This window comes from Extensimonas soli (assembly GCF_029211265.1).
GTDB classification, from domain to species: domain Bacteria; phylum Pseudomonadota; class Gammaproteobacteria; order Burkholderiales; family Burkholderiaceae_C; genus Extensimonas; species Extensimonas soli.
Genome location: NZ_JARGEL010000003.1, coordinates 53,418 through 77,924, shown reverse-complemented (window position 1 = coordinate 77,924; position 24,507 = coordinate 53,418). Strand labels below are relative to the sequence as shown.

At 68.8% G+C, this 24,507-nt stretch carries 18 protein-coding genes and 1 pseudogene; 5 read left to right on the top strand and 14 right to left on the bottom strand.

Annotation, left to right across the window (positions count from 1 at the left end):
• Nucleotides 1-265: 265 nt before the first annotated feature.
• From PYV55_RS00355 to trpE, 11 genes and pseudogenes are all read right to left on the bottom strand, one after another.
• A complete protein-coding gene (locus PYV55_RS00355) occupies nucleotides 266-694 on the bottom strand; it encodes a hypothetical protein (RefSeq protein WP_275848185.1) in 429 nt (142 codons plus the stop codon).
• A gap of 493 nt (nucleotides 695-1,187) precedes the next feature.
• Nucleotides 1,188-1,907 (bottom strand): uracil-DNA glycosylase, encoded by a 720-nt coding sequence (locus PYV55_RS00350; RefSeq protein WP_275848183.1) that lies wholly within the window; start codon nucleotides 1,905-1,907, stop codon nucleotides 1,188-1,190.
• Between the two features lie 77 nt (nucleotides 1,908-1,984).
• Nucleotides 1,985-2,797: an indole-3-glycerol phosphate synthase TrpC gene (trpC, locus tag PYV55_RS00345; RefSeq protein WP_275848181.1), complete on the bottom strand. Its 813-nt coding sequence runs from the start codon at nucleotides 2,795-2,797 to the stop codon at nucleotides 1,985-1,987.
• Nucleotides 2,790-2,948, bottom strand: coding sequence for a hypothetical protein (locus tag PYV55_RS00340; RefSeq protein ID WP_275848179.1), 159 nt, complete (start codon nucleotides 2,946-2,948; stop codon nucleotides 2,790-2,792). The genes trpC and PYV55_RS00340 overlap by 8 nt, the downstream gene beginning before the upstream one ends.
• A complete protein-coding gene (locus PYV55_RS00335; protein ID WP_275848177.1) occupies nucleotides 2,939-3,352 on the bottom strand; it encodes a type II toxin-antitoxin system VapC family toxin in 414 nt (137 codons plus the stop codon). The genes PYV55_RS00340 and PYV55_RS00335 overlap by 10 nt, the downstream gene beginning before the upstream one ends.
• Nucleotides 3,352-3,615, bottom strand: coding sequence for an antitoxin (locus tag PYV55_RS00330; protein ID WP_275848175.1), 264 nt, complete (start codon nucleotides 3,613-3,615; stop codon nucleotides 3,352-3,354). Before PYV55_RS00330 ends, PYV55_RS00335 begins: the two co-directional genes overlap by 1 nt.
• Nucleotides 3,616-3,653: 38 nt before the next feature.
• Nucleotides 3,654-4,682 (bottom strand): anthranilate phosphoribosyltransferase, encoded by a 1,029-nt coding sequence (gene trpD / locus PYV55_RS00325; RefSeq protein WP_275848173.1) that lies wholly within the window; start codon nucleotides 4,680-4,682, stop codon nucleotides 3,654-3,656.
• A 30-nt stretch (nucleotides 4,683-4,712) separates the two neighbouring features.
• The gene (locus PYV55_RS00320; protein ID WP_275848171.1) at nucleotides 4,713-5,450 is read right to left on the bottom strand and encodes a LysE family translocator; all 738 of its coding nucleotides are present in this window, start codon (nucleotides 5,448-5,450) and stop codon (nucleotides 4,713-4,715) included.
• Nucleotides 5,451-5,481: 31 nt separating this feature from the next.
• Nucleotides 5,482-6,060, bottom strand: a complete 579-nt coding sequence (locus PYV55_RS00315; protein ID WP_275848191.1) for an anthranilate synthase component II — start codon at nucleotides 6,058-6,060, stop codon at nucleotides 5,482-5,484.
• Between the two features lie 138 nt (nucleotides 6,061-6,198).
• Nucleotides 6,199-6,432, bottom strand: a pseudogene (locus tag PYV55_RS00310) (chorismate mutase); the annotation flags it as partial.
• 35 nt (nucleotides 6,433-6,467) lie between these two features.
• Nucleotides 6,468-7,976: an anthranilate synthase component I gene (trpE, locus tag PYV55_RS00305; RefSeq protein ID WP_275848169.1), complete on the bottom strand. Its 1,509-nt coding sequence runs from the start codon at nucleotides 7,974-7,976 to the stop codon at nucleotides 6,468-6,470.
• Between the two features lie 391 nt (nucleotides 7,977-8,367).
• Here trpE and PYV55_RS00300 point away from each other — a divergent pair, with 391 nt between their 5' ends.
• The 3 genes from PYV55_RS00300 to PYV55_RS00290 all read left to right on the top strand — a co-directional run bounded on the left by PYV55_RS00300 (nucleotide 8,368) and on the right by PYV55_RS00290 (nucleotide 16,029).
• Nucleotides 8,368-11,910, top strand: a complete 3,543-nt coding sequence (locus tag PYV55_RS00300) for a transglutaminase family protein (protein ID WP_275848167.1) — start codon at nucleotides 8,368-8,370, stop codon at nucleotides 11,908-11,910.
• Nucleotides 11,911-12,185: 275 nt separating this feature from the next.
• Complete coding sequence (locus tag PYV55_RS00295; RefSeq protein WP_275848166.1) at nucleotides 12,186-14,777, top strand: circularly permuted type 2 ATP-grasp protein; 2,592 nt, start codon at nucleotides 12,186-12,188, stop codon at nucleotides 14,775-14,777.
• A 13-nt stretch (nucleotides 14,778-14,790) separates the two neighbouring features.
• Nucleotides 14,791-16,029, top strand: a complete 1,239-nt coding sequence (locus PYV55_RS00290) for a transglutaminase family protein (RefSeq protein WP_275848164.1) — start codon at nucleotides 14,791-14,793, stop codon at nucleotides 16,027-16,029.
• 91 nt (nucleotides 16,030-16,120) lie between these two features.
• Here PYV55_RS00290 and PYV55_RS00285 read toward each other — a convergent pair whose 3' ends face one another.
• The 3 genes from PYV55_RS00285 to PYV55_RS00275 are packed head-to-tail and all read right to left on the bottom strand — an operon-like array spanning nucleotide 16,121 to nucleotide 21,858.
• Nucleotides 16,121-19,189 (bottom strand): efflux RND transporter permease subunit, encoded by a 3,069-nt coding sequence (locus tag PYV55_RS00285; protein ID WP_275848162.1) that lies wholly within the window; start codon nucleotides 19,187-19,189, stop codon nucleotides 16,121-16,123.
• Entirely contained in the window at nucleotides 19,186-20,409 is a 1,224-nt protein-coding gene (locus tag PYV55_RS00280) for an efflux RND transporter periplasmic adaptor subunit (RefSeq protein ID WP_275848160.1), read from the bottom strand. The genes PYV55_RS00285 and PYV55_RS00280 overlap by 4 nt, the downstream gene beginning before the upstream one ends.
• 39 nt (nucleotides 20,410-20,448) lie before the next feature.
• Nucleotides 20,449-21,858, bottom strand: a complete 1,410-nt coding sequence (locus PYV55_RS00275) for a TolC family protein (RefSeq protein ID WP_275848158.1) — start codon at nucleotides 21,856-21,858, stop codon at nucleotides 20,449-20,451.
• A gap of 62 nt (nucleotides 21,859-21,920) precedes the next feature.
• On the opposite strand from PYV55_RS00275, the gene PYV55_RS00270 reads away from it, so the two are divergent.
• Together PYV55_RS00270 and PYV55_RS00265 are read left to right on the top strand one after the other, a co-directional pair.
• A complete protein-coding gene (locus PYV55_RS00270) occupies nucleotides 21,921-22,619 on the top strand; it encodes a response regulator transcription factor (protein ID WP_275848156.1) in 699 nt (232 codons plus the stop codon).
• Nucleotides 22,620-22,694: 75 nt separating this feature from the next.
• Nucleotides 22,695-24,137, top strand: coding sequence for a sensor histidine kinase (locus tag PYV55_RS00265; RefSeq protein WP_275848189.1), 1,443 nt, complete (start codon nucleotides 22,695-22,697; stop codon nucleotides 24,135-24,137).
• The last annotated feature ends 370 nt before the right edge of the window (nucleotides 24,138-24,507 follow it).

Here is a 24,507-nt window from a genome sequence, read left to right as displayed (position 1 = left end):
GCGCAACACCAAACAGACCCTCGCCACCCTCCCAGCTTCGCCGGATCAGCCTGCCTATCCCTTCACCCCTTAAGACTCTGGCGTTCAGCAGCTGAGCCCGCTATTCTATAACGAAAAACGAGGGATACATGAACTGTGACGAAAGATTTTTCTGCAGCTTGCGGCGAAGGGCGATGATTAGCACCGCAGACCGTCTGCCGCAGTGGCTTACGCGACATCGGCAGCAGCCCTCCGAACGGCCTCTTCGAAGGATCTTTAGCCCTGATCAGGACGATTCATGCACCAGCGCGCGCGCATGGGCCAGGCTGACCCTGGCTTCTTGCCACTGCACGCTCTTGCCTTTGCGTCGATCACCCGGCCCGCTGCCGCTGCGCACGGTGGGCACCATGGTGCCGTCGGTCTGGACGATGAAGGTCTGTGCGGGCGCCACAGCTTCGGGCAGGCCTTGCGCAGCACCGCCGCTGACGCGGTGGATCGCCTGGGCGTGGTGCAGCGTGATGTGGCGGATGGTGCTCTCGCCCAGGACGATGCCATAGTGTTCGACGAGCTTGTCCATCGCCTTGGCAAAGGGCAGGTCGGCCGCAAAATCCGTCACCACTCGCTGCAGCAGGCGCGAGCAGCCCCTGGCCCGAACCCCGGCGCTGCGCGCAAAGGGGCGCAGCCGCTTGGTGGCGTGGCGGTACTGCGGCTCCATCACGCTGATGTCGCCGAAGGTGGTGTGCCACAGGAGTTTTTTTACCCTCGCGGTGCACCCGCCCTCCCCGGCGCAGTTCTTGCTCGGTGAGGCGAACCTGGCGCTCAGCCCAGCCTTGCATCGCCTCCTGGCCCAGGCGGCGAAGCTCTTCGCTCAGGCGCTGCTCTGCCGCGTCGGCGCGCTTCAAGTCCCCGTGTGCGTCTTGCACTGCACTTAGCAGCGATGCCACTCGCTGGCGGATCTGCGGATGCTCACGAAGCCCTCGCACCATCTCCTCATCGCTGATCTCGTCTGGTCTCATCACGCTGCCCTCCTGGCGTTGCTGGCTTACCCTCTATCGGGACACATCAGTTTGAATCGCACCCTGAACATGGAAGTAGCTCATCACGCGCTCGGGGTTTTGCTGGAGCATCGCCATGTGCGCATTGGCCGCTTCGCGTAACTTGGCTGTACAGTGAATGGCTTGCGGGCATAGCGCCTCTTGCTCTTGTTTTCACTCCCCCTGCTGCCGCAGCCGAAACTCGCGCGCCTTGCCGAAGTGTCCGCAGCCGATGAAGGGCTGCGGCGGGCGTTCGGCGGACAGTGGCGAGGGGTGGTTTGCCGTGAGCACGAGGTGGCGCGGGTCGTTGCCGATCAGTGCGCGCTTGTTTTGCGCGTGCGCGCCCCAGAGCATGAACACCATGGGCCGCGACCCCTGCGCGACATGGTGGATGACGGCGTCGGTGAGCTGCTCCCAGCCCTTGCCGGCGTGGCTCGCGGGCTGGCCTTCTTCGACCGTGAGGCAGGCGTTGAGCAGCAGCACGCCGTGGCGCGCCCACTGGGCCAGGCTGCCGCCGGGCTGCGGAAAGGGCGGCGGCGGCACACCGAGGTCGCGCTGCAGCTCGCGAAAGATGTTGCGCAGCGAGGGCGGCAGCGGCACGCCCGGCGCCACCGAAAACGCCAGCCCCTCGGCCTGGCCGCGCCCGTGGTATGGGTCTTGTCCGAGGATCACCACGCGCACCGCCTCGGGCGGCGTGAGCTCGAGCGCGCGCAGCGGCTGCGGCGGGAAGATGGTTGCGCCGGTGTCCAGCCGCGCCTGCAAAAAGCGCAGCAGGTTCTGCCCCGTGGGGCTCGCAAAAAACGCATCCACGAGGGGCCGCCAGCCCGGCGCCACGGGCCAGTCGGCGGGGCTGGCGCTTTGCAACTGGGGGGGCGCTGGCGGTGCCAAGTTCATGGTTTTATGGCCAAAATGGGCTTTTGCGCTTGCTGCGCCTTCGTAAGCAGCTCTCTATTTGATACTTACGAAGATGGTCAGGCAAACAGCTCCGCGAGCGCCTCGCCGGGTTCGGCGGCGCGCATGAAGGCCTCGCCCACGAGGAAGGCGTGCACGCCCGCGGCGCGCAGGCGCTCTACGTCAGCGCGCGTGGCGATGCCGCTTTCGGTCACGAGCAGGCGCTCGGGGGGCAGCGCTGGCAAAAGCCCCAACGTGGTTTCGAGCGACACCTCGAAAGTACGCAGGTTGCGGTTGTTGACGCCGATCAGCGGCGTTTGCAGGCGCAGCGCGCGCTCTAGCTCTGGCTGGTCGTGCACCTCCACCAGCACGGCCATGCCCAGGCTTTGCGCGATGGCCTCGAACTCGGCCATCTGCGCGTCATCGAGGCAGGCGGCGATGAGCAGGATCGCGTCGGCGCCGATCGCGCGCGCCTCATAAACCTGCCAGGCGTCGATGAGGAAGTCCTTGCGCAGCACGGGCAACTCGCAACTGGCGCGCGCCTGCTTGAGGTAATCGATGCTGCCCTGGAAAAACTGCTTGTCGGTCAACACCGAGAGGCAGGCCGCGCTGACCTTGCCGCCGCGGTCGGTGTTGCCCACGGCATAGCTTTGCGCGATGTCGGCAGGGATGAAGTCGGCGCGCAGCACGCCCTTGCTCGGGCTGGCTTTTTTGACTTCGGCAATCACCGCGGCCTGGCCCGCGGCGATCTTGGCACGCAGCGCGCCCACGAAGTCGCGCGTGAGCATGCGGCTCTCGGCGTCGGCACGCATGGCCGCAAGCGGCATCTTCCTGCGCCCGGCGGCGACTTCTTCGCGCTTGACGGCGACGATTTTGTCGAGGATGTTACTCATTATCTGATAGCTCCTTGCGCTGATCTGGTGCGGGCTTTGTGAGGATTTTGATGAAAACATGGCGCATCACGAGCGCCGCCACGATGCTGACCAGCGTCACGCCCAGGGCGATCCACAGGCCTTCGTCGTGCCAGAGGGGGATCAGCGCCACGAAGCCACCACCAGCCCTTGCGCGGCGGGCACACGGGCAAAAGCGCCGTCGCGCGTCACCAAAGTCACGGGCGCGGTCTGCCCCAAGGCCAGCGCATGGGCCGCGATCATCATGTCCAGCGGGGCCAGCGGCGTACCTTGCGCTTCGCAAGCAGCGCGCAAACCGCCGTAGCAGGCAGCCACCTGTGGCGTCCAGGGCAGCGGCTCTACGCGCTGGATGAAGGCATGCACGAGCGCGGCGAGCTTTGCCGGATGGCCGCGCTTGGCCACGCCATACAGCAACTCGGCCTGCGTGACGGCAGACATCTTGACGCTGTGCAGTGGCAAGGCGGTGAGCCGCTGCAGCACATCCGCATCGCCGCGGATGGCGTGGCTGGCGATGTTGGTATCGAGCAGCCAGAGCATCAATGCGCCATTTCGTCGGCAAACGGGTCGCGCGCGTGCTCGCCCTGCTGGCGATCGGCCTCGCTCAGAAAGTCTGCGGGCACCTCGGTCGTGGCGAGCAAGTCCAGAAAGCCCTGCCACGAATCCGGTCGCCGCGACAGGATCACGTCGCCCGTGTTCGGATCGCGCCGGATGAACACTTCTTTTTCATTGAAGCGGTACTCCTGCGGCAAGCGCACGGCCTGGCTGCGGCCCGTGGTGAAAATCTTGGCAGTGTGTGGCATGGCAACCTCCTGAAATGCGATAGCTATTTCAGTATATATCAGCCCGCCGCCCGGCTAAACGCCACCACCTGTTCGAGCTTGGCCTGTGCGGCGCCGGAATCGATGGCGCTGCGCGCGCGGGCGATGCCGGTGGCGATGTCGGGCACCACGCCGGCGGCGTAGAGCGTGGCGCCGGCGTTGAGCAGCACGATGTCCTTGGCGGCGCCGGGCCGGCCCTCGAGCACGCCGCGCAGCATGGCGAGCGATTCTTCGGGCGTGTTTACCTTGAGGCTGCGGTTGCTCTGCATCGCAAGGCCGAAGTCCTCGGGGTGCACCTCGTATTCGCGGATTTCACCATCCTTGAGTTCGCCCACCATGGTGGCCGCGCCCAGGCTGATTTCGTCCATGCCGTCGCGGCCATGCACCACGATGGCGTGCGCGGCGCCCAGGCGCTGCAGCACGCGCACCAAGATGCCCACGAGGTCGGGGTGGAACACACCCATGAGGATGTTGGGCGCGCCTGCGGGGTTGGTGAGCGGCCCGAGGATGTTGAAGATGGTTTTGACGCCCATTTCCTTGCGCACGGGCGCGACGTTTTTCATCGCCGGGTGGTGGTTGGGCGCGAACATGAAGCCCACGCCCGTCTCGGCCACGCAGCGCGCGATCTGCGCGGGCGCGAGGTGGATGTTCACGCCCAGCGCCTCCATCACATCGGCGCTGCCCGATTTGCTCGACACGCTGCGCCCGCCGTGCTTGGCCACCTTGGCGCCCGCGGCGGCGGCCACTAACATGCTGCAGGTGCTGATGTTGAAGGTGTGCGCGCCGTCGCCGCCCGTGCCCACCACGTCGACGAGCTGCGTCGCGTCGGCCACCTGCACCTTGGTCGAGAGCTCGCGCATCACCTGCGCGGCGGCGGTGATCTCGCCTATCGTCTCCTTTTTCACGCGCAGGCCGGTGATGATGGCGGCGACCATCAGCGGCGAAATCTCGCCGTTCATGATCAGGCGCATCAGGTGCAGCATCTCGTCGTGAAAAATCTCGCGGTGCTCGATGGTGCGCGCCAGCGCTTCCTGCGGGGTGATGGGCATGGGCAATGTCTCCTCAGAAAACCAGAAAAATCAGCGCGCCCCCGGCGCCTGCGTGAGCGCGAGCTTGACGCCAAACACGATGAACAGGCCGCCGGCCACGCCGTCGAGCCAGCGCAGCGCGCGCTGCAAGGCGCCCGCACGCCGCGACGCCCAGGCCGCCACCCAGGCCCAGCCCAGGCACACGAGCAGGCCGTTGACGGTAAACAGCAGGCCGAGCAGCAAGAACACCGCGCCCGTGTGCGCCGTGCCCGGCGCGATGAACTGCGGCACGAAAGCCAGGAAGAACAGCGCCACCTTGGGGTTGAGCACGTTGGTCAGAAAGCCGCGGCGCAGCACGGTGGCGAGCGCGACAGGTGGAGCGGGCGTGGCCGACGCGGCACTTTCGACGGCCGGGTTTTTGGCATCAAAAACGCCGCTAGCCTTTGTTCCATCTTCGCTAGCAGCTATCGATTTGGAAGTATCCTGCGCCCCACCCGCACGCCAGGCCGCGCGCAGCATCTGCACGCCCACCCATACCAGATACACCGCGCCCGCCCATTTGAGCAGCGCAAACGCCGTCGAGCTGGCCGCGAGCAGGGCCGACACGCCCAGCGCCGCCGCCGCCACATGCACCAGGCACCCCGCCGCAATCCCCAGCGCCGCCGCCACGCCCGCGCGCACCCCGGCGCGCACCGCGTTGGCGACGATGAACATCACATCCGGCCCCGGCGTCAGGTTGAGCACCAGGCCGGCGGCGAGAAAGAGCAGGAGGTGGTGGGCGTCAGGCATCGGAAGCATCCTGTTTGCAAGGTGCTCGCGCTCAGCGCAAAAAGTTCGCCAGCATCGCGTGCCCATGCTCGGTCAGGATGCTTTCGGGGTGGAATTGCACGCCCTCGATGCGCACGGCGTCGGCAAAGCCAGTGTGGCGTACGCCCTGGATTTCGCCGTCGTCGTCGCTGGTGGCGGTGATGTGCAGCTCGGGTGGGCAACTCGCGCGCTCGATGGCGAGCGAGTGGTAGCGGTTCACGGTGAACTGGCGCGGCAGGCCCGCAAACACGCCTTGCTGCGTGGTGGTGATGGGGCTGGTCTTGCCGTGCATGAGCGTGCGCGCGCGCACGATGCGCCCGCCGAAGGCCGCGCCTATGGCCTGGTGGCCCAGGCACACGCCCAGAATCGGCAGCTTGCCGGCAAAGTGCCGGATCGCGGGCACCGAAACACCGGCTTCGGCGGGCGAGCATGGGCCGGGGCTGATGCACAGGCGCTCGAAGCGGCCGGACTGGAACAGCGCGTCGAGTTCCTGGAGCGTGACTTCGTCGTTGCGCAGCACCTGCACCTGCGCGCCGAGCTCGCCGAAATACTGCACGAGGTTGTAGGTGAAGCTGTCGTAGTTGTCGATCATGAGCAGCTTGACGGCATGCGCTGCGGTGGCGGGCGCGCTGGCCGATGCTGCGCTGGCGAACGGTACGCTCGCAGACGTACCACTCGCAGGCTGCGCTGGCTGGTTGCGCAGACGGTCGAATGCGCGCTGCTCGAAGGCGATGCAGGTTTCCATGAGGGCGCGGTAGATTTCTTCGAGCACCTCGGGCGGGCCGCCTTCGGCCTGGGCGCGTGCGCGCACGCGCTCCACGATGGCGGCGATGCGCGCCTCGTCGCGCACCTGCTCGGGCGCCTGCTTGATGCGCGCGGCCTGCAGCATGTAGCCCAGGCGCTGTACGAGCAGGGGCACCAATACGTCGTCGAGCGCATCGACGCCGCGGCGCACTTCGCTCATGGTGGTGCAGTGCAGCACCTGTTCGATGGCCTTGGTCATTCCAGCCCCTCCTCGACGAGTTCGGCGGCGCGCAGCAGCGCGCGCGCCTTGTGTTCGGTTTCGCGCCATTCGAGCTCGGGCACGCTGTCGGCCACCACGCCGGCGGCCGCCTGCACGTAGAGCGTGCCGTCCTTGACGATGCCGGTGCGGATGGCAATGGCCACGTCCATGTCGCCCGCGTAGCTCAGATACCCGCAGGCGCCGCCGTAGATGCCGCGCTTGACGGGTTCGAGCTGGTCGATCAGTTCCATCGCGTGCACCTTGGGCGCGCCCGTGAGCGTGCCCGCGGGGAAGGTGGCGCGCAGCACGTCCATGTTGGTCATGCCGTCTTGCAGCATGCCCTCGACGTTGCTCACGATGTGCATGACGTGGCTGTAGCGCTCCACGGCAAAGGCTTCGGTCACCTTCACGCTGCCGATCTTGGCGATGCGGCCGATGTCGTTGCGCGCGAGGTCGATCAGCATCACGTGCTCGGCGCGCTCCTTGGGGTCGTTGACGAGCTCGCGTTCGGCGGCCAGGTCGGCCTCGGGCGTGGCGCCGCGTGGGCGCGTGCCCGCAAGCGGGCGGATCGTGACCTTGGTGCCCGCGTCGGTGCGCTCCTGGCGCACCAGGATTTCGGGGCTGGAGCCCACCACCTGAAAGTCCCCCATGTCATAAAAATACATGTACGGCGAGGGGTTGAGCGAGCGCAGCGCGCGGTACAGCGCGAGCGGGCTCTGATCGTAGGGCTTGTGGATGCGCTGGCCCACCTGCACCTGCATGAAGTCGCCCGCGGCGATCAGCTCCTTGGCGCGCAGCACGGCGGCCAGGTAGTCGTCCTTGGCAAAGTCGCGCTGCGTGGGCGCGCTGGCGCTGGCGCGCAGCACGGGCGGGTGCACGGGGTTTTGCAGCTGCGCGCGCAAGGCGTCGAGCCGTGCGCAGGCATGCGCGTAGGCCTGCGGCGTGGCCGGGTCGGCATAGACGATGAGCGAGAGCTTGCCCGAGAGGTTGTCGATGACGGCGAGCTCCTCACACTGCAGCAGCAGGATGTCGGGCGTGCCCAGCGTGTCGGGCGGGCAGCTCGATTGCAGCTTTTTCTCGATGTGGCGCACCGTGTCGTAGCCAAAATAGCCCGCGAGCCCGCCGCAAAAGCGCGGCAGGCCGGGGCGCAGCGCGACCTTGAAACGCTGCTGGTAGGCCGCGATGAAGTCGAGCGGGTTGCCCCGCGCCGATTCGACCACCTGGCCGTCGGTCACCACTTCGGTGCACGCCCGCTCACCGAAGCCGCGCGCGCGCAGCAAGGTGCGCGCCGGCAGGCCGATGAAGCTGTAGCGCCCGAAGCGCTCGCCGCCGACCACCGATTCGAGCAAAAAACTATAGCTGCCCGCGCTTGATCCATCTGCCTTGCAGGCCAATTTAAGATACAAAGACAGCGGGGTTTCGAGGTCCGCAAAGGCCTCGGCCACGAGCGGGATGCGGTTGTAGCCGGCATCGGCCAGGGCTTGGAATTCTGATTCTGAGATCACCGGGGACTCCTGGGGAGAAAGCGGCACCGCGTCGCATCGAAAGGCTGGCTGAAAGCCGGGTGCCGCCTCGTTCATTCCATTGCATGCAAGTGGCCCAAGGCGCAGGCCACGCGGGGGTGCCCGGCTGCTGCGCCGGACGCGGTCAACAAAGGTGTGCTGCAGCAGGCTTACGCCAGGGCCAGGCTCCCCGGTCGCTGCGACCTGCGGTGGACATGCGGTGAATGAACATGGGCGCAAAGTGTAGCAAAGCGCCTTGGCGCATCGGCCCCTGTACGAGCGTGGGCTGTGTGTGGTTTCGCACCCACGGGGCGGTTTTGTCATCGGCGTTTGGCGCAGGACTTGCTAGGCTAGGCTCACCTCACATCACAGCATCTTCTGCGAAAGACGCCCCATGGCCATCCACGTCGCCCTGAACCACATCACGCACTACCGCTACGACCGCCCCGTGGAGCTTGGCCCGCAGGTCGTGCGCCTGCGCCCCGCGCCGCACAGCCGCACCAAGATCCTCGCGTATTCGCAGCGCGTGGAGCCGGCCAAACACTTCATCAACTGGCAGCAGGACCCGTTTGCCAACTACCAGGCGCGCCTGGTGTTTTCCGAGCCCACGACCGAGTTCAAGATCACCATAGACCTGGTCGCGGAAATGGCGGTCTATAACCCCTTCGACTTTTTCCTCGAGCCCTACGCCGAGGAGTTTCCGTTCGCCTACGAGCGCGCACAGCAGCAGGAGCTTGCGCCCTACCTGGCCAAGGAGCCGCTCACCCCGCTCACGCCGCTGTTGGCCGACTACCTCGCGCGCATAGACCGCACGCCCCGCCGCACCATAGACTTTCTGGTCGAACTGAACCAGCGCCTGCACGCCGACGTGGCCTACACCATCCGCATGGAGCCGGGCGTGCAAAGCCCCGAAACCACACTGCAGCTGGCGCGCGGCTCGTGCCGTGACAGCGGCTGGCTGCTGGTGCAACTGCTGCGCCACCTGGGGCTTGCGGCGCGCTTTGTCTCGGGCTATCTGATCCAGCTCGCGCCCGACGTCAAGGCCATCGACGGCCCGAGCGGCCCCGAAAAAGACTTTACCGACCTGCACGCCTGGTGCGAGGTATTTCTGCCCGGCGCGGGCTGGATCGGGCTGGACCCGACCTCGGGCCTGCTTGCGGGCGAGGGGCACATTCCGCTGGCCTGCACGCCGCAGCCCTCGAGCGCCGCGCCCGTGGAGGGTCTGGTCGATGAATGCGAGGTGACGTTCAGCCACCACATGCAGGTCACGCGCGTGCACGAGTCGCCGCGCGTCACCAAGCCCTACACCGAAGCGCAATGGGCGCACATCCTGGCGCTGGGCGAGCAGGTGGACGCCGACCTGCAGCGCCACGACGTGCGCCTCACGCAGGGCGGCGAGCCCACCTTCGTGGCCACGAGCGACCGCGACGCGCCCGAATGGAACACCGACGCGCTGGGCCCGACCAAGCGCGGTTACGCCACCGAGCTGCTGGGGCGGCTGCGCGCGCACTACGGCGCGGGCGGCTTCATCCACATGGGGCAGGGCAAGTGGTATCCGGGCGAACAGCTGCCGCGCTGGGCGCTGTCGGTGTTCTGGCGCGCCGACGGGCGCCCCTGCTGGCACGACCCGGCGCTGCTGGCCGACGAGCGCGAGAGCGCGCACTACACGCACGAAGACGCGCAGCGCTTCATCCGCACGCTGGCCGAGCAGCTGCGCATCAGCACGAACTGGATCGAGGCCGGCTATGAAGACACCTGGTACTACCTGTGGCGCGAGCGGCGCCTGCCCGTGAACGTGGACCCGTTCGACAGCAAGCTCGACGACCCGCTGGAGCGCGCACGCCTGCGCCGCGTGTTCGGCCAGGGGCTGGACGCCGTGGTGGGCTACGTGCTGCCGCTGCAGCCGTATGCGCCCGCGTTTTTGGCCGAAGACGGCACGGCCACGCGCACGCGCTGGGCCAGCGGACCGTGGTTTTTGCGCGACGAGCGCATGTACCTCATGCCCGGCGACTCGCCCATGGGCTGGCGCCTGCCGCTCGACTCGCTGCCCTGGGTGGCGCAGGCCGACTACCCCTACCACATCGAGCAAGACCCGTTCGCTCCGCGCACACCGCTGCCCGCCTACGCGCCGCTGCGCACGCAAAGCCCGGGCCGCGCTGGGCCGGGCCACGGTATTGCGCCGCACCAGATCGGCGGCGGCTTTGCCGAAGGCGGCACGGTGGCCGTGCAGAGCCTGGGCGTGGGCACGGGCGTGGGCACGCAGGCTGAAGGGGAAGAAGGCGCAGCCCCCGGCACCGGCCTGCCGCCCGCCGTCGCCCCCGGCGTGCTCGACACGCGCATGCCGCGCCTGGGCGAATCGGCTGCCTGGCTCACGCGCACCGCGCTGTGCGTGGAGGCGCGCGACCCGCAGCGCGCCAACGGCCCGCTGGCCGAGCGCACGCAAGGCGGCAAAAGCCAGCACCTGTACGTGTTCATGCCGCCGCTCGCGCGGCTCGAAGACTACCTGGACCTGCTCGCCGCCGTCGAAGCCACGGCGCAGGCGCTGGACGTGAAGGTCATCCTCGAAGGCTACCCGCCGCCGCGCGACGCACGCCTGAAGATGCTGCAGGTCACCCCCGACCCCGGCGTGATCGAGGTCAACATCCACCCCGCGCACGACTGGGCCGAGCTCGTCGAGCACACCGAATTCCTCTACGCCGCGGCGCACGAGACGCGCCTGTGCGCCGAAAAGTTCATGACCGACGGCCGCCACACCGGCACCGGCGGGGGCAACCACTTCGTGCTCGGCGGCGCCACGCCGGCCGACTCGCCCTTTTTGCGCCGCCCCGAGCTGCTGGGCAGCCTGGTGGCGTACTGGCACAACCACCCCTCGCTGTCATACCTGTTCAGCGGCCTGTTCATAGGCCCCACGAGCCAGGCCCCGCGCGTGGACGAGGCGCGCAACGACCAGCTCTACGAGCTCGAAATCGCGCTGCGCGAAATCGCGCGCAACCGCGCCCTGCACGGCCAGGAGATGCCGCCGTGGCTCGTCGATCGCACGCTGCGCAACATCCTCATCGACGTCACCGGCAACACGCACCGCAGCGAGTTCTGCATCGACAAGCTGTATTCGCCCGACTCCGCCACCGGGCGCCTGGGGCTTTTGGAGCTGCGCGCCTTCGAGATGCCGCCGCACGCGCGCATGAGCATTGCGCAGCAGCTGCTGCTGCGCGCCCTGGTGGCGCGCTTTTGGCAGCAGCCCTGGAGCGGCACGCTCACGCGCTGGGGCACCGAGCTGCACGACCGCTTCATGCTGCCGACCTTCGTGCGCATGGACTTCGAGGACGTGCTCAGCGAGCTCGCCGAATTCGGCTACGCCTTCGACATGGCGTGGTTCGCGCCGCACTTCGAGTTCCGTTTCCCGCTCATCGGCCAGGTCACCGCGCGCGGCATGGCGCTCACGCTGCGCAACGCGCTCGAGCCCTGGCACGTCATGGGCGAAGAAGGCACCCCCGGCGGCACTGCGCGCTACGTCGATTCGTCGCTGGAGCGGCTCGAAGTGCACGTGAGCGGCTACAACGACAGCCGCTACGTCCTCACCTGCAACGGCCAGGCGCTGCCGCTGCAGCCCACCGGTACCGTGGGCGAATACGTCGCCAGCGTGCGCTACAAGGCCTGGGCGCCGCCCTCGTCGCTGCACCCCTCGATTGGCGTGCACGCGCCGCTCACCTTCGACATCGTCGACCGCTGGATGCAGCGCTCGCTTGGCGGCTGCCAGTACCACGTCACGCACCCGGGCGGGCGCAGCTACGACAACTTCCCCGTGAACGCCTACGAGGCCGAGAGCCGGCGCCTCGCACGCTTTTTCCAGATGGGGCACACGCCGGGCAAGCTCGACGCAGCGCCGGCCACACCGAGCCGCGAGTTCCCGTTCACGCTGGACCTGCGGCGCACCTGAGCGGTCCCCCCGCCAACGCCGCCGCCAACGCCGCCGCCAACGCCGCCGCCCGCGTTTTTATGCCAAAAGACCCGTCAGACGGCTCTGCGCCTGCGCAAGCAGCTACGGATTCCAAAGCATCCACGACAACGGATGGGTACGCGGCCAAAGGTGCAGGCGGCCCGGCCCCGGCCAGCGAACCAGCCCGGGCGGAGCCGCCCCACCCAGCCCAGCCCGGCGCAACGGCAACCGCCGCCAGCACGAACGCCAGCACCCAGCGGGCATACTCGGGCCCCATGTCCGCCTCTCCCTCCACCCTCCCCGGCCTCGACCCCGCTGCGCTGCCATTGCACAGCGCCCCGGCCGCGCCGGGCCACTTCGACGAATTGTTCGGCGCCACCGCGCCCGATGCGGCCGCCGACGCCACCGCAGAGCAGCCCGCGCGCAGCCTGAACCCGGCCTGGGCGCGCTTTTTTGCCTATTTGGGCAAGGACGACCTCACACGCCGCAACGACAACCTGCAGCGCCAGCTGCGCGACAACGGCGTGACCTACAACGTCTATGCCGACGCCTCTGCGGGCCTGCAGCGGCCCTGGGCGCTGGACTTGCTGCCGCTGATCGTGAGCCCGCAGGACTGGGCGCAGATCGAGGCCGGGGTGCGCCAGCGCGCGCGCCTGCTCGACGCCATGATGGCCGACCTGTACGGCCCGCGCACGCTGCTGCAGCGCGCGCTGCTGCCCGCCGCGCTGGTGCAGGGCCACCCCGGCTACCTGCGCCCCATGCTGGACGTGCGCCCGCCCGGCGACACCTGGCTGCCCATCGTGGCGCTCGACCTCGCACACGGCCCCGACGGGCGCTGGTCGGTGGTGGGCCAGCGCACGCAGGCGCCCTCGGGGCTGGGCTATCTGCTCGAAAACCGCATCGCCGTCTCGCGCCAGTTTCCGCACGCCTTCGCGGGCATGAAGGTGCAGCGCCTCGCCGCGAGCTACCGCGCGCTCATGGAGGGCCTGCAGCGCAGGCTGCCCGAAGGCGAGAACGCGCGCATCGCGCTGCTCACGCCCGGCCCGTACAACGAGACCTACTTCGAGCACGCCTACCTCGCGCGCTACCTGGGCCTCACGCTCGTCGAGGGCAGCGACCTCACGGTGCGCGACCAGCGCCTGTACCTCAAGACGCTGCAGGGCCTGGAGCCCGTGCACGCGCTCATCAAGCGCCTCGACGACGAATGGCTGGACCCGCTGGAGCTGCGCGCCGACTCCACGCTCGGCGTGCCCGGCCTGCTGCAGGTGCTGCGCGCGGGGAATCTGCTCATGGCCAACATGCCGGGCTCGGCGCCGCTCGAGTCGAGCGCGCTGCTGGGCTTTTTGCCCGCCATCAGCGAACACCTGCTGGGCGAGCCGCTGCGCCTGCCGTCGCTCGCTACCTGGTGGTGCGGCGAAGAAGCCGCGCTGCGCGAGGTGCTGCCGCTTTTGCCCACGAGCGTGATCCGCCCCACCTACCCGAACACGCGCATGGACACGGTGATGGGCCGCAGCCTCGACGAGCGCGCGCTGAACGAGTGGGCGGGCCGCATCGCGCGCCACCCCGAAGACTACACGGTGCAGGCCTGGCTGCCGCTGTCGCAAACGCCCACCTGGACGCCGGACGGCCTGGTGCCGCGCTCGGCCATCCTGCGCGTGTTCGCGCTCGCCGACGGGCCGCAGTCGTGGCGCGTACTGCCCGGTGGGCTGGTGCGGCTCGCGCCGCGCGGCGAGCTCGTCGCGGCCATGCAGCGCGGCGGCAGCAGCGCCGACTGCTGGGTGCTCACCGACGGGCCAGTGGATCGCACCACCATGCTGCACCCCGCCACGGGCGTGCCCACGCAGGCGCAGCCCAAGCGCCCCGTGACCAGCCGCGCGGCAGAAAACCTGTTCTGGCTCGGGCGCTACACCGAGCGCGCCGAAAACAGCGTGCGCATGGCCCAGCTCGTGCTGCGCCAGCTCTCGGGCGACGAGCCCGGCGCGCGCCCGCTCGTCGCCTGGCTCTCGGCACTGGCGCGCGAAAACGCGCTGGTGCTGCCCGACGTGCCCGGCGCCGAGCAGTCGCCGCGCGTGTTCACGCGCAGCCTGATCGCCGCACTCGCGCCCGCGCCGGGCACGCCGCTGGCCGAGCAGTCGTACAGCGTGGGCTTCAACCTGCGCGCGCTCAAGTCCGCCGCCGCGCAGGTGCGCGAGCGCCTGTCGCAAGAGCACTGGAACCTCATCAAGCGCACCGAGGGCGACTTCGCGCGCGACTGCGCCGCGCTCTCGGGCAACGCCGAATACGCCACCGCCGAGGCGCTCGTGGCGCTGCAAAACGCGAGCGAGCTGCTCGCCGCCATCACCGGCGCGCAGACCGACCGCATGGTGCGCGACAGCGGCTGGCGCCTGCTGTCCATAGGCCGGAACATCGAGCGGCTCGTCACCCTGGCGCGCGCACTCATGCTCGGGCTGGAGCAGCGCAGCCTGCAGGACATCGACGGCTTCGAGGCCATGGTGGCGCTGTTCGACAGCACCATCACCTTCCACGCGCGCTACCAGCAGCGCCGCGACATGGCCGCGCTGCTCGACCTGCTCGTGCTCGACCGCGACAACCCGCGCTCGCTCGCCTGGGTGCTGCACTCGCTGCGCTCGCGCCTGCTGCGCCTCGCCGAAAACACCTCTCCCGCAGATACGGCCCTCGCGCTGGCCCTGCCGCAGTCCGAAACCTGGCAGCTCGCCGCCCTGGCGCATCCCGGCAGCGAGCGCAACTTTGGCGCGCTGCACACGCTGCTGGCCGACTGCATCGCCGCTGCGGGCACGCTGTCCGACGAGATCACGCGCTTGCACTTCAGCCACGCCGACCGGCCCAGCCAGAGCCTCGAAATCTAACCCCCCAAAACCCATGCTGCTGCGCATCCTGCACCGCACCTGCTACCGCTACCAAGGCCCGGTGGACCACGCGCAGCACATGCTGCACCTGAGCCCCGTAGATACCGCCGTGCAGCAGGTGCACGCCCACACCCTGCGCGTCACCCCCGAGCCCGCCGCGCAAAGCCAGGCGCGCGACACTTTTGGCAACCTGCGCAGCTTCTTCACGCTGCAGGCGCCGCACGAGAGCCTGTGCGTAGAGGCCGACAGCCTGGTGCAGACACAGCCCCCGGCGGCCCTGCCCATTGCTGCCGCTGCGGCAACTTCGGCCACCGCAGCAACTGCGGTTGCAACCGCTGGGGCAAGTACCGCCGCTGCCCCTAGCGTTTGCGCGGCGGCGGCCAAAGCCCTTTCCCTCGTCCCTGCCAGCGCCGCAACCGATGCGGCCACCACCGACGCACCTTCCACCGACGCACCGACCGCCCCCGCGTGGCACGCGCCCTGGCAAGCCACCTGGGAGGCCGTGCGCGAGCACTATCGCTACCGCGCCGGCGCGCCCTACGACGCCGCGAGCGAATTCCTCTTCGCCTCGCCGCACGTACCGCGCGACGACGCCTTTGCCGCGTTTGCGCGCCCCGCGTTCGCGCCCGGCACGCCGCTGCTGGCCGCCGCGCAGGCGCTCATGGAGCGCATCCACCGCGAACTGCGCTACACCCCCGCGAGCACGCAGGTCAACACGCCCGCGCTGCAGGCGCTCGCACAGCGCAAGGGCGTGTGCCAGGACTTCGCCCACATCATGCTCGGCTGCCTGCGCAGCCTGGGCCTGCCCGCGCGCTACGTGAGCGGCTACCTGCTCACGCGCCCGCCGTTCGGCAAGCCGCGGCTCATAGGCGCGGACGCCTCGCACGCCTGGGTCAGCGTGTATGTGCCGTGGCTGGCCGCCACCGAGGAAAGCGCCACGCCACCGCACGACACCGCCCCCACGAGCGCCTTGCTGCACACGCAGGCGCAGCAGGCCGGCGGTAGCTGGTTCGACTTCGACCCCACGAACCGGCGCAGCGGCTGGGGCAGCCCCGGCGAGGACTACGTCACGCTCGCCGTGGGGCGCGACTTTTCCGACGTCTCGCCCATGCGCGGCGTGATCCAGGGCGGCGGCGCGCACGAGCTCGAGGTCGGCGTCACCGTGGCCCCGCCCGACGAGTTGCAGGCGCTGCTGGCGCGCCGCGAGGGCACTGCGGGCGCAAAGGACGCCAAAGCACAGCCGCCGAGGTAATTCAATTTTGATAGCTGCTTGCGCTTGATGCGCCTTGGCTAATGGCCATTTTTCCTAAAAATTGGCGCGAGGCCATGAACAGGGCAAGGGCTCAAACGCTTTTGCCCCGCGGCGAGAACCAGGCCACATAGAGCGCTGGCAGCACCATCAGCGTGAGCAAGGTGGCCGTGACCAGGCCGCCGATCACGACGATGGCCAGCGGGCGCTGCGTCTCGGAGCCGATCTCGTGCGACAAGGCCATGGGCAGCAGCCCGAGCATGGCGAGCAGCGCCGTCATCAGCACCGTGCGCAGGCGCTGCAGCGAGCCCAGGCGCACGGCCTCCAGGACGCTCAGGCCGCCGGCCTGCAATTGCTGATAGACCGACAGCATCACCACGCCGTTGAGCACGGCCTGGCCCGATAGCGCAATGAAGCCAATCGCAGCGGACACCGACAAGGGAATGTCCAGCACCCACAGCGCCAGGAAACCGCCGATCAGCGCGAGCGGCACGTTGACGAGGATCAGCGCCGCCGTCTTGATCGACTTGAACGCATCGAACAGCAGCACGAAGATCAGCAGCAGCGAGATCGGCGTCACGATCGAGAGGCGGCGCATGGCGCGCTCCTGGTTTTCGAACTCGCCCGACCAGGTGACCTGGTAGCTCGTGGGAATTTTGACGTTGCGCGCGACGCGCTCCTTCATGTCCGCGACCACCGAGCCCATGTCGCGGCCCTGGATGAAGATGCCGATCGCGGTGGTGCGCCGGCCGGCCTCGCGCGCGATGTTCATCGCCCCCATGGATTCGCGGATGTGCGCCACGGCGCTCAGCGGCACGTAGCCGCCTTCGGGCGTGGCGATGGGCGTTTGCGGCAGCCGCGCGATGACGCGCTGGTCTTCGGGCAGGCGCACGGCCACGGCAAACTTGCGCTCGCCTTCCCAGATGCTGGTCGCGGCCCGGCCAGCGAGCGCGGCCTCGATCACGTCATCGATGTCGCCCACGTTGAGGCCGTAGCGCGCGGCCTGGTCGCGGTCTATGTCGATGAGCAGCTGCGGCACCTGGCCGTCGCGGTCGATCTCGGCGCGCGCCACCCCTGCGACCTGGCGCACCTGCTGCGCGATTTCGTCAGTGATGCGCTTCATCTCGGTCAAGTCGTCGCCCGCGAGCTTGATGACGATCTGGCCCTTGATCTGCGAGATCGATTCGAGCACGTTGTCGCGGATCGGCTGCGAAAAGGCCGGGTCTATGCCGGGGATGGCGCGCAATGCGTGATCCATTTGCTCGATGATCTTTTCCTTGGTCATGCCGTGGCGCCACTGCTCCTCGGGCTTGAGATCGACGAAGGTCTCGGTCATGGAGATGGTCTTGGGGTCGGTGCCATCCTCGGGCTGCCCGGCTTTGGAGACCGTGGTGCGCACTTCAGGCACCGACAAAAGCGCCTGCCGCGCCTGGTGCAGGATGTGCGTCGCCTCGGCACTGGACACGCTGGGCGCGAGTTCGAAGTTCACCCAGATGGTGCCTTCGTCGAGCTCGGGCAAAAACTCCGACCCGAGCCGCGCCGCCGCCACCATCGCCACGCCGAACACCGCCACCGCAATCAGGGTGACCCGGCGCCGGTGCGTGAGCGCCCAGTCGAGCAGCGGGACGTACCACTGCTTGGCCCGTGCCACCAGCCGGTTGTCGCCATGCGGCAGTTTTTTGCGCAGCGTCCAGTAGGCGAGCAGCGGCACCAGCGTGAGCGAAAACACCAGCGAGCCGACGAGCGCCGTGGTCACCGACAGGGCCATGGGGCGGAAGATGCGCCCTTCGTGGCGCTGCAGCGCAAAGATCGGGATGTGCGCCGCGATGATGATGAGCATGGAAAACAGCGTGGGCCGCCCGACTTCGCTCGCGGCATCGATGATGGTTGCGCGCCGCGTGTCCTCGTCCATGGCCTCGCCGTGCTCGGCCAGGCGGTGCATGATGTTCTCGATCATGATCACCGCGCCATCGACGATGATGCCGAAGTCCATCGCGCCCAGGCTCAGCAGGTTCGCCGGCACACCGAGGATTTTGAGCCCCATGAAGGTGGACAGCAGCGCCAGCGGGATGATCGCCACCACGGCGATGCTCGCGCGCAGATTGGACAGAAAAAGGTAGAGCACCAAAGACACCAGCAGCGCGCCTTCGACCAGGTTATGGAACACCGTGCTGAGGGTCTTGTCCATGAGCCAGGTGCGGTCGTAGAACGGCACGATCTGCACGCCCGGCGGTAGCCCGCGGGCGTTGAGCTCGGCGATCTTTTGCTTGACGCCCTGCAACACCTCGCGCGGGTTCTCGCCCTTGCGCATCACGACGATGCCGGTCACGACATCGTCGTCCTGGTCCTGGCCGACCACGCCCAGGCGCGGCACGGCGCCCACCTTGACCTGCGCCACGTCCCGGATCAGCACCGGCGTGCCGTTGTGCGCCGCAACGACGATGCGCCCTATGTCCTCGCTCGAACGCAGCAGCCCGATGCCGCGGATCGTGAACTGCTGGGCGCCCTGCGCCACGTAGCTGCCGCCTGCGTTGGCGTTGCCGCGCCCCAGCGCGTCGAGCAGGTTCTGGAAGGTGACCTTGTAGGCGCGCAGCGCGTCCAGATTGGGCTGCACCTCGTACTGCTTGATGGCGCCGCCCATGGCCACCACGTCGGCCACGCCCGGCACCTGGCGCAGCGCACGCTCCACCGTCCAGTCTTCGATGCTGCGCAGCTCGGTGGTCGAAAGGCCGTCGCCCTTGAGCCGGTAGCGCATGATCTCGCCCACGGGCGTGGCGTTGGGGGCGATCTGCGCCTGCACGTTGGGCGGCAAGTCCGTGCCCGCGAGGCGCTCGCCGACCTGCTGGCGCGCAACATTGATATCGACGTCTTCGTCGTAGGTCACCACCATGTAAGACAAACCGAACTGCGTGTGCGAAAACACCCGGATCGCGTGCGGCAGGCCCGATAGCGCCACCTCGATCGGCAAGGTGACCTGCTTTTCCACCTCTTCGGGGGCGCGGCCCGGATAGAGTGTGATCACGGTCACCTGCGCGTCCGTGACGTCCGGGAACGCCTCGACCGACAGATTCTTGAACGCAATCACGCCGGCCAGCGCAAACAGCAGCGTGCCCAGCACGATGAACAGCGGCTGGTGCAGCGCGTAGTGGATCAGCCGCTTCATTGCGCTTCCTTCTTGACCGCAGCGTCCGCCGTGGCCATTTCGAACTGGCGGGCCAGCAGCAGCGCGTTTTGCGCGACCACCTTCTCGCCGGCACGCAAGCCCGCGGTGACGACGACCTGCGTCTGTCCTTCATTGCCCACCGTCACCGTGCGCGGCTCGAACACGCCGGGCTCGCGCTGCACGAACACGACGTGCGCATTGCCGCGCAAAGTCACGGCCTGCGCGGGCACCACGACGCCGCCGGGGCTTTTTTGCGCCAGGTGCACGGTGGCGAGCATTTCGGCCTTGAGGCGCCGGTCGGGGTTGGGCACCACGCCACGCACTTTGATGGTGCGCGTGGTCGGATCGATGGCGTCCGCGAGCGCCATGACCTGGCCCGTGAAGCGCTCGTCCGGATAGGCGTTGACCGTGAGGCTGAAGCGGCTGCCCGGCTGCAGCGCCGCCAGGTCGGCCTCGTGCGCGTCGATCTGCAGCCACAACAGGCTCGGATCGGTCACGACGAACAGCGCCGGTGTGCCGGGGCCGGACTGGTCGGGGCGCAACTCCTGCCCCGGATTCAGGTTGCGCTCCACCACCACGCCGGCAATGTCGGATTTGATGGCCAGCTGCTGGTCCACGCGCGCGTCGCCGCCATACAGGCGCGTGCGCGCAACCGCACGCGCAGACTCGGCTTGCGCACTCACGGCGTCGGCCTGCGCCTGTTCGAGGTCTTTGCGCGCCACGATGCCCGCCGCGAACAGCTCGCGCTGGCGCTGCAAGGCCTTGAGCACAACACTTTCCTGGGCACGCGCCTTGGCAGCGTCCGCCTGGGCCTGACCAAAGTCGGGCGAGGCCAGCAGGGCCAGCACCGCGCCGGCTTTGACGGTTTGCCCCAAGTCCGCCCGCATCGCAGCCACATGGCCCGCAAACGCAGGATAGATGCGCTCCGTGCGCTCCTCATTCCATACCAGGCGCGCGGGCAGATCGAGCGCGATGCTCTGGCTCGGTTGCGCCGTGGACAGACCCAGCAACGCGAGCTGCGGATGCCCTGGCGGGAAATGCAGCTGGCCGTTTTGCACGATGGGCGGCGCCGCCTCGGGCGCGACGCTCGCAGCCTCGGACGAGGCCGCGCGGCCGCAACCGCCGAGCAGCGCTGCCGCCGCGAGCGCCAGCAGGCCCAGCGGTAACCCGCGCTGCAGACGCGCACCGAGGGCTTTGTAAAAAGAAAAGTTCATCGGCATGGCTTGCATCCAAAAAAACGACATTCATGCGCCCCACGGTCAGGGCCGCGGCCCGAGCAGCGCTTGCGGCTGCACGCGCAACTGCCAGGCGCCGAGCGCTTTGGCGTAGTCGGCGTGCGCGGTGACCGCGTCGAGCAGGGTGGCGCGCAGCGTGCGGCGCGCGTCGAGCAAATCGGTCAGCGACAGCGCACCTTTGGCGTAGGCAAATTCGGCGCTTTGGGCTACCTCGCGCGCCCGCGGCAAGATGCCGCGCTCGAAGCTCGCCACGCGCTGCGCGGCGCGCAAGGCGGTCTGCTGCAGGTTTTGCAAGTCCAGGCGTGCCTGGCGGCGCGTGTCGTCGAGCAGCTCCTGCGCTTGCTCCTCCATGGCTTGCGCGCGACCGATCTCGCCCTCGTAGTGGTAGCCCCATTGCAGCGGCATCTGGATGCGCAGTTCGACCAGGCGGTTCGAGGTGCCCGGCCAATGGTCGTAAGACGCTCCCAGCGTCCAGTCGGACTTGCGCTGCGCGTTCGCCAAGGCCAGCGCCGACTGCGCGGCGCGTGCGCGCGCCAGCGCCGCGCGCACGTCGCTGCGCTCCTCCACCAAGGCGTCCAGGTCGGCTCGCAGTGCGGGCGGCAGCGCGGTGTCGGCCGTTGCCGGGGCAGCGGGCCAGTCGCTCGCCGAAGCGCTGAGCGCCGCACCCGCGCCCAGGCCCGCGTTGCGGCCAATGATCTGCACCAGGGCCACGGCCGCCTGCTCGTGCGCGAGCGTGGCGGCCTGCGTGTCGGTGTGCGCGCGCTCGGCCTCGATGCGCGTGCGCTGCACGTCTTGCGCCGCAAGGTCGCCCGCCTGCAGCCGGCGCTCGGCCAGGCGTGCGAGCTCCTGTGCGCTGTGCTCTATGGCCTGCGTTTCGCGCAGGCGCTCCTGCGCCGCCAGCAACTCGAAGTACGCGCCGAGCGCAGCCTGCAGCTGCTGCGTTTGCACCTCGTGCACGTCCGACTGCGCGGCGTCTGCGCTGCGCTGCGCGGCCTCGGTGCGCAGCGCGCGTTTGTTGCCGCGCTCCCAAGTCCAGTCGAGCTCCAGCGACTTGTCGATGCGCTTTTGCCCGAGCAAACTGCCGCCACCCAGCCCGTGCTGCAAATCCATGGACGAAGACTTGCCGGTGAACACGGGCAAAGGCGCATGGTCGGCACTCTTGATGTCGGCCTGCGCTGCCGACAACGCTGCACGCGCCTGCAGCACGGCGCTGCTGTCGCGCGCTGCTGCAAGCACCTGCGCCAAGGTCAGGGCCCGCGCGCCGGCGGCTTGCGCCATGGCTGCCGGCTCGGCCAGCGCAGGCGCAGGCATTGCGGGCGCCGGCATCGCAGGCGCGGCGCGCTCTTGCGCGGGCGCCGCACCCGCCCATGCAAGCGCCACGAGCGCCCAAACCACACCGCAGCGGCGAAGAACGAGGGACTGTCGTATGCTCATGCCGCGTTTATCGCGCGTGCGACCTGACCGCGACCTGACCTTCCCCCGACCCTCTACGCCCCATGCGAATCCTGCTCGTAGAAGACGACGCCGTGCTGCACGACGTCATGCTGCGCAGCCTCACCGAAGCCGGGCACCGCGTCGATCTGGCGCGCAGCGTGGCCGAGGCGCAGCATTTTTGGCGCGTGCAGAGCTTCGATGCCGTGCTGCTCGACCTGAATCTGCCGCTCGACAACACCCCTGGCAGCGCACAAAGCAGTGCGCCAGGCAGCGGCCTCACGGCGCTGCGCGCCGCGCGTGCGCGGGGCGACCGCACGCCGGTGCTGGTGCTCACGGCGCGTGACCGCACCGAAGAACGCATCGCCGGCCTGGACGCGGGCGCCGACGACTACCTGGGCAAGCCGTTCGACCTCGCCGAGGTCGAAGCGCGCCTGCGCGCCCTGGCGCGACGCGCCCAAGGTGCCGACGACCACGTATGCGTTGGCGCGCTCGCGCTCGACCGGCGCGCACGCCGCTTCACCGCGCAAGGGCAGCCGCTGGAGCTGCCGGCGCGCGAATTCGAAGTGCTGTGGGAGCTCATGACGCCGCCGGGGCGTGTGGTCAGCAAACGCCAGCTCGCCGAAAAGCTCTCGGACTTCGACGAGCTGCTGGGCGACAACGCGCTCGAGGCGTTCATCTCGCGCCTGCGCAAAAAGCTCGCGGACAGCGGCGCAGGCATACGCACGCTGCGCGGCCTCGGCTACATGCTCGAAGCGCAGTAAGCGTCCATTTCCGCAGGGAACATGCCCCCAGACACCCCCACAGCGCGCGCCACACCCATGCCACAGCAAGCGCCCATGGGTGCGCAGCCAGAAACCGCACCGACGGCAGGCCTTCTGACGGCACACACGCCTCTGCCCTCGCTGCGCACGCGGCTGCTGCGCCACGTGCTCGCGCCGCTCGCGCTGACCTGGCTCGTGGGCACGGCCATCTCGGTGCTTGTGGCCAATGGCTTTGTGCAGCGCGCCTTCGACCGTTCCATCCTGGACGACGCCTACGCCGCCGCCGCGAACGTGCACGCAGCCAATGGCCGGCTCGAATTCGCACTGACTTCGCGCGAAGTCCAGGCGGTGCTGTTCGACCAGGTCGAGACGGTGTATTTCGCGGTGCTGCGCCCCGACGGCACGATGCTCGCAGGCAACGCCAATCTGCCCGTGCCAGCGCCGCAAGCCGGGGAGGAATACCGGTTTTCCGACGTGTCTTACCAAGGGCATGCGCTGCGCGCGGTGCGCTTGCACGCCAGCGGGCCGCCGTCTTTCGACGTGGTCATGGCGCAGACCGTGCACAGCCGCGCGGCGCTGCTGCGCAGCGTGCTGGGGTATTCGATAGCGCCGCAGATCGTGCTCTTGCTCGCGCTGAGCTGGTGGCTGCGGCGCGCCATCCAGCGCGACCTGCAGCCGCTCGTCGCACTACAGCAAGCGCTGGCGCAGCGCGCCGCGCGCGACCTCGCCCCGCTGCAGGTACGGCCCTCGACGCGCGACCTCTGGAACCTCGGCGCCGCGGTGAACGGCCTGCTCGCGCGCGTGGCCGACAGCGTGCGCGCGCAACGCGAATTCGCCGGCAATGTCGCACACGAGCTGCGCACGCCGCTCGCAGGCATCCGGGCGCTCGCAAGCTACGCGCTGCAGCACGACGAGCCCGCCGTGTGGCAAGCTCAGTTGCATGCCATTTTGCACAGCGAAGAGCGCGCGAGCCACCTGATCGAGCAATTGCTGGCGCTTGCGCTGGCCGACGAGGCCGGCTACGTGCTGCCCGCCCAGCCCGTGCGCCTCGACGAGCTCGTGCATGCCGTGGTGCTGCGCTTTTTGCAGCGCGCCGACGCCGCACAGGTCGATCTGGGCGCGCGCGGCCTCGAACAGGCGGTGACGCTGCAGGCCCAGCCCGTGCTGCTCGAAGGCGTGCTGCACAACCTCATCGACAACGCCTTGCGCCACGGCCGCCCAGCGCACAGCGGCGTCGCGGCGCAGATCACCGTGGCGCTCGAGCACACGGGCGGCGAAGTGGTGCTTGCGGTCAGCGACAACGGCCCCGGCATCTCGCCCGCGCTGCGCGACCGGCTGCGCCAGCGCTGGGTGCAAGGCGACGTAGGGCAGAGCCTGGGGCAAGGCGCGGGCCTGGGCCTGGCCATCGTCACGCGCTACGCCGAGCTGCTGGGCGCACGCCTGGAGATCACGACCCCGCCGCAAGGCGGCCTGTGCGTGCGCCTCGTGTGGGCCGATGTACGCATTGCGGCGGCTTGAGCGTGCGCGCTGCGCTCGGGCGCGTAGTCGGCCCAGGCGTAGGCGGCAGCGCGCAAAGATATGCTTTTAGGAGCTACTTGCGCTTGCTGCACCTTGGCTTGAGAGCTATTTTCCTCAAAATCTTGCGCCGCGATCAAGACCGCATCCGCGAGCCCCGCGGGAATCAGCGCGCCGCCTTCCACGGCCTCGGTGCGCCCGCGTTCCAGCGGTGGCCTCGCTGATGCACCTGCGGGCGGCGAGCGGTTGTTGGTTGGGCTGGGCTACGTCCCTCTTGATTTCTTTCCGGACGAGTTGGCAGGAGTTCATGAAGGCGCTGTTCGGCCGGTGGGCCAAGTCATTCCGAGCAGCACGCACACTGCCGGCGGCTCGT